The sequence below is a fragment of the Micromonospora sp. NBC_00821 genome, from assembly GCF_036347035.1.
GTDB lineage: Bacteria > Actinomycetota > Actinomycetes > Mycobacteriales > Micromonosporaceae > Micromonospora > Micromonospora hortensis.
The window spans coordinates 4,685,437-4,702,644 of sequence record NZ_CP108880.1 but is presented as its reverse complement, the minus strand read 5'-3'; the positions used below and the strand labels follow the sequence as shown (position 1 = coordinate 4,702,644).

The 17,208-nt window shown below is 68.8% G+C and carries 18 protein-coding genes; 9 read left to right on the top strand and 9 right to left on the bottom strand.

The window, feature by feature from the left end:
• Window positions 1-163 precede the first annotated feature (163 nt).
• The 7 genes from OHB44_RS21470 to OHB44_RS21440 all read left to right on the top strand — a co-directional run bounded on the left by OHB44_RS21470 (window position 164) and on the right by OHB44_RS21440 (window position 5,733).
• Window positions 164-1,195 (top strand): hypothetical protein, encoded by a 1,032-nt coding sequence (locus tag OHB44_RS21470; protein ID WP_330438007.1) that lies wholly within the window; start codon window positions 164-166, stop codon window positions 1,193-1,195.
• A 316-nt stretch (window positions 1,196-1,511) separates the two neighbouring features.
• On the top strand, window positions 1,512-1,733 hold the full coding sequence (locus OHB44_RS21465; RefSeq protein ID WP_330438006.1) for a hypothetical protein: 222 nt from the start codon (window positions 1,512-1,514) through the stop codon (window positions 1,731-1,733).
• 241 nt (window positions 1,734-1,974) lie between these two features.
• Complete coding sequence (locus OHB44_RS21460) at window positions 1,975-2,685, top strand: ThuA domain-containing protein (RefSeq protein WP_238684387.1); 711 nt, start codon at window positions 1,975-1,977, stop codon at window positions 2,683-2,685.
• Complete coding sequence (locus OHB44_RS21455; protein ID WP_266301958.1) at window positions 2,655-3,767, top strand: Gfo/Idh/MocA family protein; 1,113 nt, start codon at window positions 2,655-2,657, stop codon at window positions 3,765-3,767. Before OHB44_RS21460 ends, OHB44_RS21455 begins: the two co-directional genes overlap by 31 nt.
• Before the next feature lie 50 nt (window positions 3,768-3,817).
• Complete coding sequence (locus OHB44_RS21450; RefSeq protein WP_266301959.1) at window positions 3,818-4,177, top strand: DNA polymerase ligase N-terminal domain-containing protein; 360 nt, start codon at window positions 3,818-3,820, stop codon at window positions 4,175-4,177.
• 58 nt (window positions 4,178-4,235) lie between these two features.
• The gene (locus OHB44_RS21445) at window positions 4,236-4,970 is read left to right on the top strand and encodes a VOC family protein (protein ID WP_266301960.1); all 735 of its coding nucleotides are present in this window, start codon (window positions 4,236-4,238) and stop codon (window positions 4,968-4,970) included.
• 430 nt (window positions 4,971-5,400) lie between these two features.
• Window positions 5,401-5,733: a TraR/DksA family transcriptional regulator gene (locus OHB44_RS21440; protein ID WP_266301961.1), complete on the top strand. Its 333-nt coding sequence runs from the start codon at window positions 5,401-5,403 to the stop codon at window positions 5,731-5,733.
• 72 nt (window positions 5,734-5,805) lie between these two features.
• On the opposite strand, the gene OHB44_RS21435 is transcribed toward OHB44_RS21440, so the two are convergent.
• The 3 genes from OHB44_RS21435 to OHB44_RS21425 all read right to left on the bottom strand — a co-directional run bounded on the left by OHB44_RS21435 (window position 5,806) and on the right by OHB44_RS21425 (window position 8,368).
• The gene (locus OHB44_RS21435) at window positions 5,806-6,471 is read right to left on the bottom strand and encodes a DUF2306 domain-containing protein (RefSeq protein WP_330438005.1); all 666 of its coding nucleotides are present in this window, start codon (window positions 6,469-6,471) and stop codon (window positions 5,806-5,808) included.
• 98 nt (window positions 6,472-6,569) lie between these two features.
• Window positions 6,570-7,232: a response regulator gene (locus OHB44_RS21430; RefSeq protein ID WP_266301963.1), complete on the bottom strand. Its 663-nt coding sequence runs from the start codon at window positions 7,230-7,232 to the stop codon at window positions 6,570-6,572.
• Window positions 7,229-8,368: a sensor histidine kinase gene (locus OHB44_RS21425; RefSeq protein ID WP_238684079.1), complete on the bottom strand. Its 1,140-nt coding sequence runs from the start codon at window positions 8,366-8,368 to the stop codon at window positions 7,229-7,231. The genes OHB44_RS21430 and OHB44_RS21425 overlap by 4 nt, the downstream gene beginning before the upstream one ends.
• A gap of 349 nt (window positions 8,369-8,717) precedes the next feature.
• On the opposite strand from OHB44_RS21425, the gene OHB44_RS21420 reads away from it, so the two are divergent.
• Together OHB44_RS21420 and OHB44_RS21415 are read left to right on the top strand one after the other, a co-directional pair.
• Window positions 8,718-9,317 carry a hypothetical protein gene (locus OHB44_RS21420; RefSeq protein ID WP_330438004.1) on the top strand — a complete coding sequence of 200 codons (600 nt, stop codon included), beginning with the start codon at window positions 8,718-8,720 and terminating at the stop codon, window positions 9,315-9,317.
• Window positions 9,318-9,486: 169 nt separating this feature from the next.
• On the top strand, window positions 9,487-10,752 hold the full coding sequence (locus tag OHB44_RS21415) for a prolyl oligopeptidase family serine peptidase (RefSeq protein WP_330438003.1): 1,266 nt from the start codon (window positions 9,487-9,489) through the stop codon (window positions 10,750-10,752).
• A 70-nt stretch (window positions 10,753-10,822) separates the two neighbouring features.
• On the opposite strand, the gene OHB44_RS33510 is transcribed toward OHB44_RS21415, so the two are convergent.
• From OHB44_RS33510 to OHB44_RS21380, 6 genes are all read right to left on the bottom strand, one after another.
• A complete protein-coding gene (locus OHB44_RS33510; protein WP_442932618.1) occupies window positions 10,823-12,562 on the bottom strand; it encodes an RICIN domain-containing protein in 1,740 nt (579 codons plus the stop codon).
• Window positions 12,559-12,690 carry a hypothetical protein gene (locus OHB44_RS21400; protein WP_330438002.1) on the bottom strand — a complete coding sequence of 44 codons (132 nt, stop codon included), beginning with the start codon at window positions 12,688-12,690 and terminating at the stop codon, window positions 12,559-12,561. The genes OHB44_RS33510 and OHB44_RS21400 overlap by 4 nt, the downstream gene beginning before the upstream one ends.
• Window positions 12,691-12,744: 54 nt before the next feature.
• Complete coding sequence (locus OHB44_RS21395; protein ID WP_266301965.1) at window positions 12,745-13,266, bottom strand: hypothetical protein; 522 nt, start codon at window positions 13,264-13,266, stop codon at window positions 12,745-12,747.
• Entirely contained in the window at window positions 13,263-13,784 is a 522-nt protein-coding gene (locus OHB44_RS21390) for a hypothetical protein (protein ID WP_330438001.1), read from the bottom strand. The genes OHB44_RS21395 and OHB44_RS21390 overlap by 4 nt, the downstream gene beginning before the upstream one ends.
• Before the next feature lie 55 nt (window positions 13,785-13,839).
• Window positions 13,840-15,495, bottom strand: a complete 1,656-nt coding sequence (locus OHB44_RS21385; protein WP_330438000.1) for an RICIN domain-containing protein — start codon at window positions 15,493-15,495, stop codon at window positions 13,840-13,842.
• A 62-nt stretch (window positions 15,496-15,557) separates the two neighbouring features.
• Window positions 15,558-17,072: a family 43 glycosylhydrolase gene (locus tag OHB44_RS21380; RefSeq protein WP_330437999.1), complete on the bottom strand. Its 1,515-nt coding sequence runs from the start codon at window positions 17,070-17,072 to the stop codon at window positions 15,558-15,560.
• Window positions 17,073-17,208 lie beyond the last annotated feature (136 nt).

Sequence of the window (17,208 nt, the reverse complement as noted above, 5' to 3'; positions counted from 1 at the left end):
CCAGCTGCGCTATCTCACCCGGCTCGACGGCAGGCTGCTCAGCGGCATGCTAGTTTGATGTCCCGCGAAGCGGAGTCCACGGAAGCACCGGGACAACCAGCGCGGACCTCTGTTCCTACTTCGTAGCCCAGCGTGCCCTCATGCGCGCCCGGGAGGAGCTGTCGTGCCCAGAGAAGTAATCGCCTTCGTGCCCCAACACACCACCACCAAGTCGCGTGTCATGGCAATCGTCGACAAAGGCAACGGCAACGAGTTGGATGCCATCGCGACGCTCGATTGGCCACACCAGGCGATCGCCATTTGCAACCTGTTGAACTCTCCAGACAAGGGGCAGGAGAACTTCTCCGGCCTCTGGCTCAGTCTGCCGGCAAGCGTCCGAGCCGGGCTTGAGCAAGCAGCGCAACAGCGCGTCGACGTCACCGATGAACGGCAGTTCCTTGCCACCTGGTTCGTGAGCGAACTCGACGTCCCCGACCTGCCGAGGGATGGCAGCAAGATCGATTGGGCGGGGTTGTTTCCCGCCGCGCAGTGTCCCGCCGATGGGTGCGACTACTGCGACGGCTGTCCATCGTATGCCGAACGCCGAGGTGATGATGTCGGCAGCGGCCAGTGCGGTCCCGGCGGATCGTGCCGCTGCCTGATGGAGAGCGCGGACGACGACGAAGAAGTGTGCGTATGTCCCATGTGGGGCGTCGGCCCTCGCTGGGCTGCTGCTCTCTACGAGTCGTTGTGCGGTATGGCGGAGGTCCTCGTTGATCAGGCGGATGGCCTCATGTGGGGGATCGAAGGTCCCGCGGTCGGGTTTCCGGCTTCGTTGATCGCTCAGCCGCCAGAATTCTTCGTTCGGCTCGCGCAGACCTGCGTCGACCTGTGTGACCTGCTGGCCAGGGGAGTGACGCCGGTGCCACACACCATCGCTGAGCTGCTGATGCTCGACGAGGCAGCGCGCTCTCACCTCGAGAGCCACACGACGAGTGCCGGCCTCGATGTCGACGAGATGAAGCAGGAGTTCGCACACCTTCCCGAAGGGCACGGTGACTTCGAGTTGGACGCCCTGTGGATGTTCCAGTTCACCAATTCCGACTGGGAGAAGATCGCCGAGTCCCAGACGACGTACCAGCCGTACTCCATGGGCCGCATCTTCGACCTGCTCCCGGAGGCTGCGGAGTGGCCCCGGGACGCGAAGCCGGCGTAGCGACGGATTCGTGTCCACCAGCACGGCGCACGGTGGTGAGCCGGCGGTGACAGCGTTTGCGCTGTCACCGCCGGCGTGGCCTAGGCAGCGGCGGTCACGGCAGCGGACGGCCGAGGCGGGAGGACTCGCATTCCGGCTGGCTGCGAGTGTGGGCGGGGCTGGCGGCGACGAGCGTGCCCGCCAGCACGGAGCGGGGGAACACCTCGCCTGGGTCTGGCGTTGCGCTACCGTCAAGGCGCGCACCTCGGCGTCGATCAGTCCACGGCCGCCGGCCGTCGATGGCCCGCAGGACCCCACCACATCCAAGGAGAAGCCGATGCCGGAGCACGAACCCGCCCAAGACGACCCCACGGCGGCTGCCGACACCTCGACAACGGCCGAGACCGAGACCGAGCAGCCGGCCGTTCCCGCGAATCGGGCTGCCCGACGCGCGAAGGGCAAGGTGGCCTCGCCGCAGCCGCATGGAAAGGGTCAGCACCTCGGTGGCCGCGGCTCGGTCCAGAGCCCTCGCCAGTACGGTAACCGCCGTAGCGGTTGATCAGCAGATCCCGCCACGGCACCCGCTATTGCGACCCGACCGGCTCGGATCCCCTGCGCCGGTCCGGAACCGGTGCATCGTACGGCGACCGGCCACAGTGGAATCCGGAAGCTCGCGTCAGTCGGCTTCGTCGGCTACCACGGGTAGGGTTTTGGTGCTCGACACGTACGGGCATCGGCGGCACGTCGTCGGGGCGGGAGCGGCCAGCCCGGTGGCGACGGACCCGTGGGAGGGAGCGACGGTGGCGCAGCGGAGAGCACTGGTGGTTCGGGGCGGTTGGGAGGGGCACCAGCCGGTCAAGGCGACGGAGTTGTTCCTCCCCTTCCTCGAACGTAGCGGCTATGCCGTGCGGGTCGAGGAGTCGACGGAGATCTACGCCGACGCCGCCGAGATGGCCGAGACCGACCTCGTCGTGCAGTGCATGACGATGTCGCAGATCACCGCGGACCAGGTGGCGGGCCTCAGCGCGGCGGTCATCGCCGGCACGGGTCTCACCGGCTGGCACGGCGGCATCGTCGACTCGTTCCGCGCGTCATCCGAATACCTGCACCTGGTGGGCGGCCAGTTCGCGACCCATCCGGGCCGGGAGCCGTGTGAGCGTCACGGTGGCCCGGAGGACAACTTCCTGCCGCACACGGTGCGCGTCACCGACCTCGGCCGGGAGCACCCGATCACCGCGGGCATCGAGGACTTCGACCTGGTCACCGAACAGTACTGGGTGCTGCACGATGACCTGATCGACGTGCTGGCCGTGACCACCCACCCGACGCAGGCCTGGCATCCGTGGCGTCGGCCGGTCACCTCACCGGCGATCTGGACCCGACAGTGGGGTGCCGGGCGCATCGTCGTGACGACCCCGGGGCACAGCCTCGACGTGCTGGAGCACGCGGATGTCCGTACCGTGATCGAGAGGGGAATGGTGTGGGCGACCCGCACCGCGTCGGCGTCATAGGTCTCGGGGTCATCTCCCGCGCGTACCTGGACACCCTCGCGGCCCACCCCGAGGTCGACATCGTCGCGGTGGCGGACCTCGACGCCGCCCGGTCGGCCGAGGTCGCGGCCACGATTCCTGGAGCCGAGGCGATGAGCGTCGAGCGTCTGCTCGCCCGCCCGGACGTGCAGACCGTGCTCAACCTCACCATCCCTGCCGCCCATGCCGACATCTCGCTGGGCGCTATCGACGCCGGCAAGAACGTGTATGGGGAAAAGCCGCTCGCCGTGACGTTCTCGGACGGTCGCTCGATCATCGAACGTGCCGCGTCGGCCGGTGTCCGCGTCGGGTGCGCGCCGGACACCGTTTTGGGTACGGGTACGCAGACGGCACGGTCGGCGATCGACGGCGGGGTCATCGGCCGCCCGATGTCCGCCTCGGCCGTCATGGTCACTCCGGGTCACGAACGCTGGCATCCCAATCCTGACTTCTACTACGCCCCGGGCGGCGGCCCGCTGCTGGACATGGGGCCGTACTACATCTCGGCGCTCATCCACCTGCTCGGGCCGGTCCGGGCGGTGACCGGAGCCGCCAGCCGCCTGCGCGCCGAGCGCGTCATCGGCTCGGGCCCCCGCACCGGGCAGCGGATCCCGGTGGGGGTGGACACTCACCTCACCGGCGTACTCGAGCACACCAACGGTGCGCTCTCCACCATCACGACGAGCTTCGACGGCGTCCGGACGACGGCCGCGCCGATCGAGGTGCACGGCGAGGCCGGCACGCTCGCCGTACCCGATCCGAACTACTTCGACGGTGAGGTCCGCCTCTTCGCGCTCGGGGACACCGGATGGCGAGCTCTCGACCCGCGGGCTGGTTACGCCGAGGCTTCCCGGGGCATCGGTCTGATCGACCTGGTCAGGGCCGACGGTCAGCGCCCACCGCGCGCTGACGGCGACGTCGCACTGCACGTACTCGAAACCATGACCAGCCTGCTCCGGTCGGCGGCCGAGGGCCGGCGGATCGAGCTGACGACAGTGGTGGAGCGGCCCGTGCCGGTTCCGCTCACGCAGATCGAGGACTGGAAGGCGTACCAGGCCTCATAAGGTGGCCGCGTTAACAAGCGGCAGGGCCGGTCGGCACCGACAATGAGGGAGTGGCACCCGCCTTCGTCCTGCATCATCACCGCAAGCCACGACCGCACTTCGACCTGCGGCTCGAAGAAGACGGTGTGCTGCGGTCGTGGGCGGTGCCCCGCGGTCTACCGGACAGCCCCAGCGACAACCGCCTCGCGATCGCCGTGCCCGACCACGACCTCGATCACCTCACCTACGAGGACGTCGACAAGTCGATCGCCGACATCGGCACCTGGGAGGAGCACGATCGCACCGACCGCCGGATGCTGTTCACGCTGCACGGCCGCACCGATCGCCGGCGATACGCGCTCATCCGCACCGGCGAGGGATGGCTGCTGCACCTGACGAAGGAACAGCCCCCGGACGAGCGCAGACGGTAGCGGGGGTAGGCGGCGATGACGGTCAGCGAGACCTCGACGCAGGCCCTAGCATCGCGGCATGGCGACACGGCTTGTTCAGATCAACATGAAGGCTCGGAACGACTCCGCACTGGGCGGTTTCTGGGCGCAGGCGCTCGGTTGGGAAATCTCCAGTGAGGGACCTGGCGTGACCAACCTCGAACCCGAGGGCTTCGTCTACCCTGACCCCGTCGCCGTCTGCGTCGACCTCGTCGTCTCCTCGGAGCCCAAGACGGTGAAGAACCGCGTGCACGTGGACCTCGCCACCACCTCGGCGGCCCACCAGGCGCAGGTGGTCGCCCGCCTGACGGATCTGGGCGCAACCGTTGCCGACGTGGGTCAGGGCGGCGTGCCGTGGACGGTCATGGCCGACCCGGAGGGCAACGAGTTCTGCGTGCTGGAGCCCCGGGAGCTCTACCGGGACACCGGACCGATCGCCGCCGTGGTGGTCGACTGCGCTGACCCGCGAGCCATGGCCCGATTCTGGAGCGAGGCCACGGATTGGACACTGCACGAGGTGACCGATCAGGGTGCGAGACTGCGCTCCGCCAAGGGCGTCGGCCCCTACCTGGAGTTCGTTCGTACCCCTGATGTGAAGAGCGTGTGGAACCGCGTCCACCTCGACGTCCGTCCGTACCCCGGTGACGACCCGGAGGCCGAGGAAACCAGGCTTCGGAGTCTCGGCGCGACCCGCATCGACCTGGGGCAGGACGTCCCGTGGCGGGTGCTCGCCGACCCGGAGGGCAACGAGTTCTGCCTCCTCACCCCGAGCTGACCAACCGGCGGCGCCGTGCCGACGGAGAACCGGACGGTCGCCGACCGAGTTCGGGCAACGGCCCTATTGTGGCGAAAAGTGGTGGAACGAGGTCCCACCGCGACCGTTGGCATTAGGGCAACCCCGCTCTATGGTGGGGGCATGCCGCCGGTGACTCTCCGCTCGCCCGCCGCCACCGAGGTGGCGGCGGGCGGTGCTGTGCGCGTGCCGACGGCGACCCGTCCCAAGGCCGACATGCGGGTGCCGGTTGTCCGCGCGCCGCACACCGTGCCCACGCACACCGTGCCCACGCACACAATGTTGAGCCCGACGCGAACCGGCCGAGGCCCACCTGCGGAGTCGTTGCATATCCAGAGCGACCGCCAGGGCGAAGCTATCCAAGCTTCGGCCCTTTTTGTTTTTCCCGACCATTCCCCTTGAAAGGCAGATCATGAGCGTCGATCATCGTCCTACTCTCGACCAGAGTTGGCTGGCTGACCTGCGAGCGTCCCTGGCGGACGACTTCGCCACCCAGACGGCTCGGCTGCGGGAACTGACCGAGCTCAACGCGGACACCGGCGACCCCGGCGAGGCCCACAACCAGGCCGCGCTGCTGCTGGCCACCCGTCAGAACATCGAGCAGATCACCGGTGCGCTGAACCGGATCAGCGACGGCACCTACGGTGCCTGCCACAGGTGCGGCCAGAGCATCCCGGCCGAGCGGCTCGAAATTCTCCCGCACGCTCGCTTCTGCGTGCCGTGCCAGGAGAAGCAGAACAGGTGACGCCAGGGTGTGGCTGCCGTACCGCCGGCACGGCAGCCACACCGTCAGGTGCGACAGGGGGACCGCAGCCCCTCAGCCTTTCTGCCGCTCGGGCTCAGCTCGGCGCAGGGCCGCCGCGGTGACGACCGGAGCCGGACGGCGCAGGTACCACTCGGCCACCGCAAGGTTGATCAACCAGCCGGCGACCACCAGGCCGGCCCGGAGGTTCCCGTTGGGCTGTTCACCGGTCGCGAGGAGGTACGGCGCGTGGGTGAACGCCTGGGTGCCGGCGCCGAGGCCGATCGCGTAGCCGCGCGCCATCCATCTGCGATGTTGGGCGATGTCCCGGCGGAGCACGGCGGCGAGACCGAGCAGGATCGCGCCGGCCATGGCCGAGCCGAAGACGAGTCGCATGCCGGCGAGCACGTCGTTGTCATGGGCCGGTAGGTCGTACGCGACGGCCATCCACAGGCCGGTGAAGGCGACCGTCAGCCCGCAGGGGACGAGCGCGCGGCCGGCACGGCGGTGCCAAGAGTGACGGCGCAGACGGGGCACGAACTGGAACGCGCCGAGGATCGTGTAGACCACCGCGCCGACGATGTGCAGCACCACCGGCAGCGGATCGGCGACGAAGCGCGCGTTGGCCGCGGTGACCTCCGGTCCGCTGCCCAGCTCGGTGAGGCGTCCGGCGCCGGCGAGCATCGGTATCAGGCCCAGCAGGATCAACGCGGCCGGTAGCCGCCACTCGCGCATCGTCATGCCACCGATGGTGGACGCCGCACCCGCCCCCGCTCATCGGCACAAGGGCCGCGATCGGGTTGGCCCATGGTCGGAGACGGTCGTCGTACTTCCGCCGGTCACCAGTGCCGTCGACGGCGGTTGGTCTCGTACGCCCACATCGCCACCTCGACCCGGTTACGCACCCCCAGCTTGGTCATCAGGCTGGTGACGTGCGACTTGACAGTGCTCAACGTGATGTAGAGCTCGTCGGCGATCTCCTGGTTGGTGCGTCCCCGCGCGACGGCGACCAGGACCTGCTCCTCCCGGTCGGTGAGCGCCTCGATGGGCTGCGTGCGCGGTGCGGCCGGATCCGCGTCGGCGAACGCCTTCAGCAGCCGCGTGGTGACGCTCGGCGCGATCAGCGCGTCCCCGTTGGCGGCGGCGTGCACGGCCTGGCTGAGCAGGTCAGGGCCGGCCTCCTTGAGCAGGAAGCCGCGGGCGCCGGCCCGCAGCGCCGCGTACACGTACTCGTCGAGGTCGAAGGTCGTGATGACGACCACCGCGAGCGGCTCCGGGACCGTTGGCCCGGCGAGCGCCCGGGTGGCCTCGATGCCGTCCAAGCCCGGCATCCGGATGTCGAACAGACACACGTCGGGGCGGAGCCGCCGGGCGAGTTCGACCGCCTGGCGGCCGTCGCCCGCTCCACCGACGACCTCGATGCCGGGCTGCGTGTTCAGGATGATGGTGAGGCCGGTACGGACGATCTCCTGGTCGTCCGCCACGAGCACGCGAACCGTCACGCGCCGACCCCCTCGCGCGGAAGCACGGCCGTGACGGTCCATCCACTGTCGGGATCGGGGCCGGCCTCGCAGGTGCCTCCGAGCAGGTCGGCGCGCTCCATCATGCCCACCAGGCCGAAACCGGGCGAGCCGGTCGGACGGGCGGCGCCGGCCTCGCCATCGTCGCTGACCCGCAAACGCACTGACGTGTCATCGGCCGCGACGCTGACCTCGATCCGGGTGGCGTGGCGCGCGTGGCGACGGGCATTGGTGACCGACTCCTGGGCCAGGCGGTAGAGCGCGGAGCCGACAGTGGGCGGAAGGTCGTCGAGGTCGCCGCGCAGCTCCACGTCGACGGCCGGACCGGTGCGGAACTGGCCGGCGAGCCGCCCGATGTCGGCTACCTGCGGGTTGGGCGCCAGATCGGCGGGCTCGTTGCGGCGCAGGACGCGGACCATCGCGCGCATCTCGGCAAGCGCGCGGGACGCCTCGGCCTCGATGGTGCGCAGCGCCTCGACGGCGGCATCCGGCTCGGTCGTCGACGCGGCGATGCCGGCCTGAGCGCGGATCGCCATCGCCGACACGTGGTGGGCAACCGTGTCGTGCAGGTCGCGGGCGAGCCGTTCACGCTCCAACAGCTTCACCCGATCGAGCTCGCGCAGCCGGGTGGCGGCGCGGAAGCGGATGGCGACACCCAGCGTGGCGGCGGCGAACATCACCGCGAAGCCGGCGACCAGTTCACCGCCGTCGACCGAGCCGACCAGCCCGGCGGCTGTCACCTTGGCCACCACGAAGAACGAACCGAGCACGGCTTCCCGGCCGGAGCCCCAGCGGAACAGCGCGTAGACCAGGAGGACCAGGAAGCTCGCAGTGAACAGCTGGCAGGGATCGCCGGGTAGCACGAACGGGGCGACCGTCGTGCAGCCGAAGGCGATCACCACCATCGCGAGCGGTGCGGTACGCCGCCACAGGAGCGTGGGCAGCAGCGCGAGCGCGACCACGACGCAGCCCACCCGCCAGGGCAGATCGGGTCGGAAGATTCCTTCCACCACGATCGCCGGCGCGAGAGCGGCGATCATCGCCCAGTCGCGCCACGTCCGCGCCGGAGCGGGGGAGACACGCGGCTCGGTCGACACCGCGTGCAGGCGAGGATGCATTGATTCATCGTACGAACGGTGGTGCGACTCCAGATCGTCCCAAAGTACGACCCGGGTGGCCGGTCTCTGGGCGATGGGCTCGATTACGTGAGCTGGAGTTTGGCGCGGACGGCGGCGGCGTCCGGATGGTCGAGGGCCGTGAAGATGTCCAGTGCCCGCTGCCAGTCGGCCCGGCCGGAAACGGGGTCGCCGAGGGCGTGGCGGGTGTCACCGAGCCGGCTGAGAGTGTCCGCCTCGCCCCAGAGGTCCCCGAGGTCGCGCGCGGTGTACGGAATCCCGGCCAGAGGCCCGGCCCGATCGGCGATTCTGCTCGGGTGCAGAGCGCACTGATCGAACCATTGGAGGTTACGTGTCCGTACATCTCAAGCCTCTGGTCCTGGCCCTGACCGTGCTCGCGGCGACGCTCACCGTCCCGGCGGCGGCCGCGTCGGCGGCGCCCGGCGCTGCCATCTGCACGACGAAGGCGGCCTGTTCCGACGGCGGCCTGCGCGCGACGCCGTCGAGCGGCTCGGCCCGCACCACCGGTGACATCACGACCAACGCGATTCCGGTGCCCACGCCGCCCGCGTTCCCGCCGGGCACCCCCTGCTACCGCGAGGAGGTCTCCGAGGAGGTCTACGAGACCGCCGCCTACACCACCATCTACGAGCTGTACTTCCAGGCGAGCGTCTGCCTGTTCTCCAACGAGATCGTGCTGTACGGCCTGGACACGTCCCTCTCCTTCCCCAACGACGTGCAGGACCCCCGACTGACCTCGATGCAGTTCGTCGTGCGGGACCAGGTCGTCAGCTACAGCCCGACCGAGAAGGACGGCTACTCCGAGCTGTGGGTGACGTTCTGCCCCGACCCGGCGCAGCCGAGCGCCTGCCAGCGGTACCTGCACCGGCTGGGCCTCATCTTCAACCCCGCCTGGGTCTACCCGTTCTCCGTGTTCCAGCGCCTGAGCTGACTGTGCGGGCGGCCTTCCTCCCGTGACTGGTCAGGGCGTCTTCCGCCTAGCTCCGAGGGCGCGGGGCGCCCTGATCACTCGTGCCGGCACCGGTTGCCAGCGGATCTCCGCGGCGTTACGTTGAGATGCCATCGATGAGCTTCTACATCGCAAGGTACCGGGGGCCCGCATGTCCACGTCTGTCACTCGCCGCACCGTCCTGACCGGTGGGGCCGGTGCCGCCATCGGCCTGGCCCTGCCCGGCGCCGCCGCCCACGCCGATGGGCGCCATTCCACCAGCGTGAGCTTCACCCTCGACGCGAGAACGCTCGACGGCGGTGAGCAGGTCACCTCGGTCACCCTCGACACCCGCCGGCTCGGGCCGATCGACCCGGCCGGGCTGACCCCCGGCACGTTCACAGTGCACGCCAAGGCCACCAGCCCGATCCCGATCGCTCCCGGCGACCAGATCTTCAGCGAGTACGACCTGGACCGCACTGTCACCAGGGCCCGGCTCGACCGGCACGGCAACATCGTGCTGGAGTTGAGCCACGCCGAGGGCCAACCCGGCGGTGGGACCCTCGGCTACATCCTGAGCAGGGGCCGCAACGTCCGGCTGGACCTCGTCTACACCATCACCCAGAACACCCCGGTCGTCCGGCGTCGCGGCTCGCCGGTGATCATCAGCCGATTCGTGCAGGCAGGGCTGTCGAACCCGGAGGTGGACGCCTTCAGCTACCACGTCTCGGGCTCGGGTATGAAGTACCGGCTGTACTCGCCCGACCACTCGCCCCGGCACGGCCGACGACCGCTGATCGTCTGGCTGCACGGTGGCGGCGAGGGCGCCTCGCTGCCTGACGACTACTACGACAACGAGACCACGTTGCGTGCCAACCGGGGAGCGCTCGGCTTCGCCACTCCGCAGGCCCAGCGGATCTTCTCTGGCGCGTACGTCGTCGCTCCGCAGAGCACCTCCTACTGGATGGAGGACGGCCCCCGGTTCGCCCCGCTGATCCGCGAGATCGTTGCTGACCTCGTCCGTCGCAAGCGTGTCGACCCGGACCGGATCTACGTGGTCGGTTGCAGCAACGGCGGCTACATGTCCCTGGAGATGACCTCGACCTACCCCGACCTGTTCGCCGCCTCGGTGCCGATCTGCGGTGTCGTCGAGCCGCTCAGCGGGGAGGGCCCGCCGCTGATCACCGACGCGGAGTTGGCGAGCATTCGGACCCCGACCTGGCTGGTCACCTCGCGCGACGACGACACAGTGCCACCCGAGACCAACACGATCCACGCCCACGACCTCATCCCGGGATCGCTGATCAGCCTGTACGACCACGTCGTCTGGAACGGCTACCAGTTCCCCGGTCACTGGTCCTGGATCTACGTGGCCCGCAACGACCCGAGCCTCAACGGCACCCATATCTGGCAGTGGATGGCCCGCCGCCGTCGGTGATCTGCCGGCCGGCGAGGCGGAGGTACGGCTCCGGGTCGGCCCCGCGAGGTCGACCCGGAGCCGGGGACGTTCAGCTGACCCGGGTCAGGCGCCAGTTGTTCCTGGTGCTGCCGTTGTCGGCGTACTGGACGGCCTGGGTGCCCCAGGTGCTGGACCCGTTGAGGATGGCGAGCACCTTGCCGCTGTTGACGTTACGGATCCGGTAGGACCCGTCGCTGTTCGCCACCAGGGTCCAGCGATGGTCGGCGGTGCCGTTGTCGCTCCACTGCATGACGCGGGCGTTGTCGGCGGTCGACATGTTCTCGACGCCGAGGACCTTGCCGCTGTTGACGTTGCGGAACCGGAACGCGTTGCCGTCGGTGACCCGGACCCAGTTGTGGTCGGCGGTGCCGCTGTCACCCCAGACCACGGCCAGACCGCCATCGGCGGTGGACATGTTCTGTACGCCGAGAACCAGGCCGGTGTCGACGTTGACCAGCTTGTAGGTGTCCCCGGGGCTGGTGGCGCTCACGCTGGTCACGAAGGTCATCACGCTTCGGGCGGGAAGCGTGACGGTGAGCGAGCCGTTCGACATGCTGAGCGCCCCCTGGGGCGCGACTGTCCTGCTGCCGTCGGTCAGCCAGTTCGAGACACTGCCGGAGGCGGTGGCGTTGGACAGCGTGAACTGTTGGCTCACCGACGAGGTGTTCTTGTTGATGGCGACGATGACGACCGTGTCGCCGCCCCGGTACGCCGAGACGTAGACGTTCGAGGCGGGGTTCGCCGTAGCGTCGATCCGTACGTACCCGGGGCGGACGAACCTGGCGAAGTGCGCCATCATGGCACCGCGCTTGCTGATCTGGCCGTCTTCCCGCATGGGACCGTAACTGCGCCGGAGATACCACCAGACGTACGCCTGGAACTCGGCGTCCACCATGGCGCGGTGGACGTGTTCCCCCACGTCGAGCGCCTCGGGCCAGGCGTCACCCGAATTGGTGTTGCTGTTGGGGTAATAGACCTCGGTCATCCAGAGTTCCTTGCCCGCGCCCTTCTGCCGGAAGAGGGGGTAGGGGAAGTTCGCGTACGACGTGCCGTAGAGATGGGCGCCGATGATGTCCACGTTCGCGAGCGCCGCGGAGTCGTTGAGAATCGGGTCCGACACGGACTTCACGTACTGGAAGGACTCCGGAGCGATGACCCTGGTACTGATCGAGCCGGCGTTCTCCCGCAGGAACCGGAGCATCTCCGAGGACGTCCACCACGTCCACTCGGCCGCGTAGTCCGGCTCGTTCTGCACCGATATGCCGTACAGGTTCACCCCGTTGTTGCGCATGTGGGCGGTGAAGTCGTTCAGGTGCGTGGCGTAGGCGCTGTACGAGCTGTATCGGAGCCGCCTCGCGTTGGTCTGGTTGCCGCGAGTGAAGGTCTCGATCATGCTGGCCGGTGGGTTCCACGGCGATGCGAAGACGGTGGCTCCGAGCGCGACAGCGCGCTGCGCGGTCGCCAGGTCGCGGCTCCAGTCAGCCTGGTTCTCGTTGACGGGGATCCTCAGCAGGGAGAAGCCCAGCCGACCCTCGCCGGTGCCGAAGGCCGTGTCCCGCTGGGCGGCGGTCAGGTCGCCGATCCAGGCCGCGTGGGCCATGGCGCCGAAGCCGCGGATCGTCTGCCGCGTTGCCGACGGGTTGATGCTTGCCGGTGCGGCGACGGCTTCGGTGGCCCCCACGACCGTCGCGACCGCTGCGACCGGTACGGCCCCCATCGTCGTCAGGACGGTGCGCCGGGTCAGCAGTTTCCGTTCGCCGCTCACCTGCTCATTCTGATCGTGCGTCATGTCTTGTCCTCCTGGGTGGTGGTGGTACGCGCCCTCTCGGTCCCGTCGGCCCGGTCGGCACCGGTCTGCTGCGCTGTCACGTGGTTGACCTGCTCGTGACGACCGATCCGGCTCTGATTGATCGTCATAACTGTTAACGCTAACAGAATTGTTACGCCTCTGGCATCGGTCGACGTGGATCATTACTTACGGCGTAGCTCCCGCAACACGCCGTGCCGGCGCACCGCCCACGCGAGACGCCGGACGCGCGGGTGCCACACGAACAGCACCGCCGCCCGGCGGATCAGGCCGAAACGGTTGTCGCTCAGCTGGTTCTCGATCGCCTGCCAGATCAGCTCGCGTACCTTGGCGCTGGCCAGCACCGCCCGTACCTCACGCCGCACCACAGGATCCTCGGCCGCCGACGCGATGGCGGCAGCCTGACCCGGCCGGTCCGCCAACGGCTCCACCGCCGCCGCGACGAGCGGCCTGCGCACCTCGTCCCGCTCCAGAAGCAGCAACACCGCTTCCCGAATCTCGACGGTGTCCAGGGCGGACCGCAGCAGGCTCAGCAGGCTGCGCTCCACCTCGTGGTCATGGTCCGGAACGGACAGCGTCGCCAGCAGCCCCGCAATCTCCTCGAGATCGACGACGTGTCGCACCCCGGCACGGAACTCCGGCAGCTCCCACGCGACCTGTAGAGCCTTGACGAGATTGCGGTTCATGGGCCATCGCTACCCGCAAGCGCCAGCCGGCGAAACCCGACCTGGCGCCGGATGAACTGCATACCGGCGGTCGTGGTGGCCACCAGCGCCGCAGCTGCGGCGACCAGTAGCAGTGTGGTCTCCGCCAGGACGGCGTGCATGTATTCGCCGCCGTTCGCGGTGGCCGAAAGGTACCGCTCGGCTGCGATCAGGTTGAGGGGCACGGCGATGAGCGCGCTAACCCACCACCTCGTCCTTCCTGCTGTGGGTGCGCCCGCTGGTCGCGCGCGCCGGGTCTGGATGAACCAGTTGGCGACGCTGGCCGAGGCGGTGAGCAGCGTGAGGATCAGCAGACAGAATGTCACTGTGGACAACTCACGAAGCGACACGATGCTGTCGAGGATCTCCACTATGCCGGACCCGTCATGGGTCACCCCGCCGACGCGGCGCTCGTATGCCCCAAGAGCGACGAGGGTGTGGGTGACGTCGACGACCGTGAGTGCGACCAGGGCGGTCACGGCGATGCGGGAGCTCGGCATCTGGCGACGATAGCCCTCGTTCGCAATTTTCGTGAGTCGCTCTGCCGAGGGCCTCTCAGCACCATGTCAGGGTCGAATTCACCCGGGTGACGTTGCTGATCGTGTTGTTCGCCCCACCGCAGGGGCTCTGGGTGATGTTGGTCCCGCTGACTGTCAGATTCTGGAACCGGATGCCAGAGGAGATCGGGAACTCGCTCCGGGCCGCGATCCGCACCTCGCCACCGCCCGTCACCGTCCCGGACACCCCGGCGATGACGACGTTGTAACAGTTCTCCACCAGGATCGCGTTGTTGCCCGTGTTCGAGATCGTCACCCGGTCGATGACCGCGCCACCGGACTCGGACACGCAGAAGATCCCCCGGCCGCCGCCGGACGCGAGCACGGTTCCGACCCGGATGTTCGTCGGGTACGAGTTGCCCACCCGGCCGTTGCGGTTGGCCATCCGGAACGCCGCGTACCCGGTTCCGGCCCCGGCGCCCTGCGCGTCGACAGTGCCCACCGTGGCGTTGATCGTGTCGTTGAGCAGTAGGCCGGAGTCCCGGGTGTTCCGGGCCGTGACAGTGCCGATCGTCAGACCGTCAACGCCGTACGTCTCGACCCCGTGGGTACCGGTTCCCGACACGTACACGTTGTCGATGCGGACGTTGCGGACCTTCACCGCTCGATCTCCACCGTGGTTGTCGATGCGCACGCCCAGACCGGCGGAGAGCCGCATGTCGATCTGCCCGAGAGTCAGGTTGTTCACGTTGCGCATGAAGATCCCGTACAGCGGCGAACCGGTAAGGGTGAGGTTCTGCACCTCGACGTCAGTGGTTCCCCGCGAGTACACCGGCGCCTGGTCGCCCGAGCCCGACCCGGTCACGTTGATCGTGCCGCACACGGCAAGGGTCGTGTACGACGGCAGCGACAACCGCGACCCCGCGCTCATCGAGCCGGAGCCACGAACCACCACCCGCTGCTTCGACGTACGACCCGCCGAGAGCGAGTTGACCGCCGCCTGCATCGCCGACAGCATGTCCGAACCCGAGTAGACAGTCGACGAGCCATTGCGGGCGGTCCAGGTGCTCCCGCTCAGTACGGCCTCGGCGTTGCTCGACCCGCTGCCACAGCCGGTGGTCGGTGGCGTGCTGCCGCCTACCGCGACCAGCTGCCACTGCTGGTTCGGGCCGTTGAGGTCGGCGTACTGACTGATCCGGCCGCCGTCGGCGGTGGACCGCTCCCAGACCTCGAGTGCCTTGGCCGAGTGGCGATTGATCAGTCGGACGTAACCGCTGTCGGAGTCGAGGACCTGGAACTGCTGGTTGGTGCCGTTGGCATCGGACCACTGGCGGTACTCGGCGCCGTCGGCGGTGTTCCACTCCCAGAGGTCGACGACCTTGCCGCTGTGCCGGGCCTTGAGGCGGTAGTAGCCGCTGCCGGAGGAGACGAACTGGAACTGTTGCCACGCGCCGTCGTTGCGGGACCACTGCTGGATCACGGCGCCGTCCGCCGTCGAGGTGTCCCGGACGTCGAGGACCTTGCCGCTGTGCCGGTTGACCAGGACGTAGTAGGCGTTGGTGTCGATGCTCGCCGCCGCTGCCGGGGGTGCGCCGACCAGAACGGCGCCAACCGCGCCGACCAGCATGGTGATCATGGCGAGCACCAGGCCGGTACGTCGGCCGCGACGCATCGACCCACTGCCGGACGGTCTTCTGGTGATGGTGAAGGACATCGCTCCTCCTGGCTGCAATGGGCTTCGGGCGTACCTGGACGGGTGTCGACGACCGTGGGCGCCTACTCCAGATGGAAGGTGGCCGAGGCGCGTTCGGCGCTCGAACTGACCGCCTCGATGTAGAGCAGTCCGTCGCGGTGGCGTACGTGGCGGCCCGGGAAGTTCTGCGACTCCAGGGAGATCCCGGCGCTGTCGGCGAGGCCAGCTTGGCGACGGAAACTCGCGTCGCCGCCGAACAGCGCCGAGCCGTCGTTCTTCTCCACGTACAGGGCGTAGCCCCGGTGACGGAGGTAGTAGCCGGGGAAGTTGGTCGACTCCAGCGACACCGAACCGCCGCCGGCGAGCCCGGTGACGATCCGGAACTGCGAGTCGGCCAGGTTGGTCACGTTCGGCTCGATCCGGGCCCGGTAGTCGTAGTGCCGGATGTAGCTGCCGGCCTGGTCATGTGAGCGCAGCCGCACGGGTGTGGCACCGTCGGGGACCGGGATGCCGAGGTTCGGGGTGCCGTCGGCGTTCCAGTACACCTTTTGCAGTCGGGTGCGTCGGTTCGGGTCGTTGAGCGGATCGCCGGTGATGTCGCGGTAGTTCCGGTCGTGGTAGACGAGGATGTCGCTCTGTCCGTCCTCGGAGACGGTGAACGAGTTGTGGCCGGGGCCGTACTGGCCGGTGGCCGCGTTGCTGGCGAACACCGGGCTGGGGCTCTTGCTCCAGGAGGCGGCGTCGAGCAGGTTCGCGCTGGCGGAGGCGCTCAGCATCCCGAGGCAGTAGTTGGCGTCCGTGGCGCTGGCAGAGTAGGTCAGGAAGATCCGGCCGTTCCGTTGGATCACCGCCGGTCCCTCGGCGACCCGGTAGCCGCGGGTCTCCCAGTCGTACGTCGGGACGACGAGTCGGGTCACGGTGCCGGTGATCTGCCACGGATTGGCACCCATCCGGGCGAGGTAGACGTTTGAGTTGTTTCCGATCGCCGGTTCCTGCTGTGCCCAGGTCAGATAGCGCACGCCGTTGGCGACGAAGGTCGAGGCGTCCAGGCTGAAGGTGTCCCAGGGTGTCGAGATCCGGCCGCGTTCGGTCCACGAACCGGCCAGCGGATTCGGGTTGGCGTTCTCCAACACGTACATCCGGATCCGCCACACGTCGTCGGTGCGGCCGGCGGCGAAGTAGACGTACCACCTGTTGTTTATGAAGTGAATCTCGGGCGCCCAGATGTGGGCGCCCATCTCGCCGCTGGTGTGGCGGCTCCAGATCGTCGTCTCCGCCGCCGTCGCCAACCCTTGCAGGGTGGTCGCGCGGCGCAGGACGATCCGGTCGTACTGCGGCACCGTCGCGGTCAGGTAGTAGTAGCCGTCGGTGTGCCGGAAGATGTGCGGGTCGGCCCGCTGGTTCACCAACGGGTTCGTGTAGGTGACGGCGGGTGCGGCCTGCGCCGGCGCGGCCACGGTCAGGCCGGCCGACACGGCCAAGACCGCCAGCACCGCGGCCAGCATCGACCGCAGACGCCGAGGGATGCCGTGGCCGGCGGGCCCCCGGTGGACGGCCCGACGGCTGTTCGGGTCGGTTCGAGGGAATGGCAGCGGCATCTGTCCTCCGCGAGCTTGGGAACGGTCATTGACCAGCACCGGTACGACCGCGGCGATCCCGTAGCCGATCCGGTCGTCGCCGCGCGGCGACGTCGGGCAGGACCGGGGGAGAGGCGCGAAGGGCTGGGAATGTGAC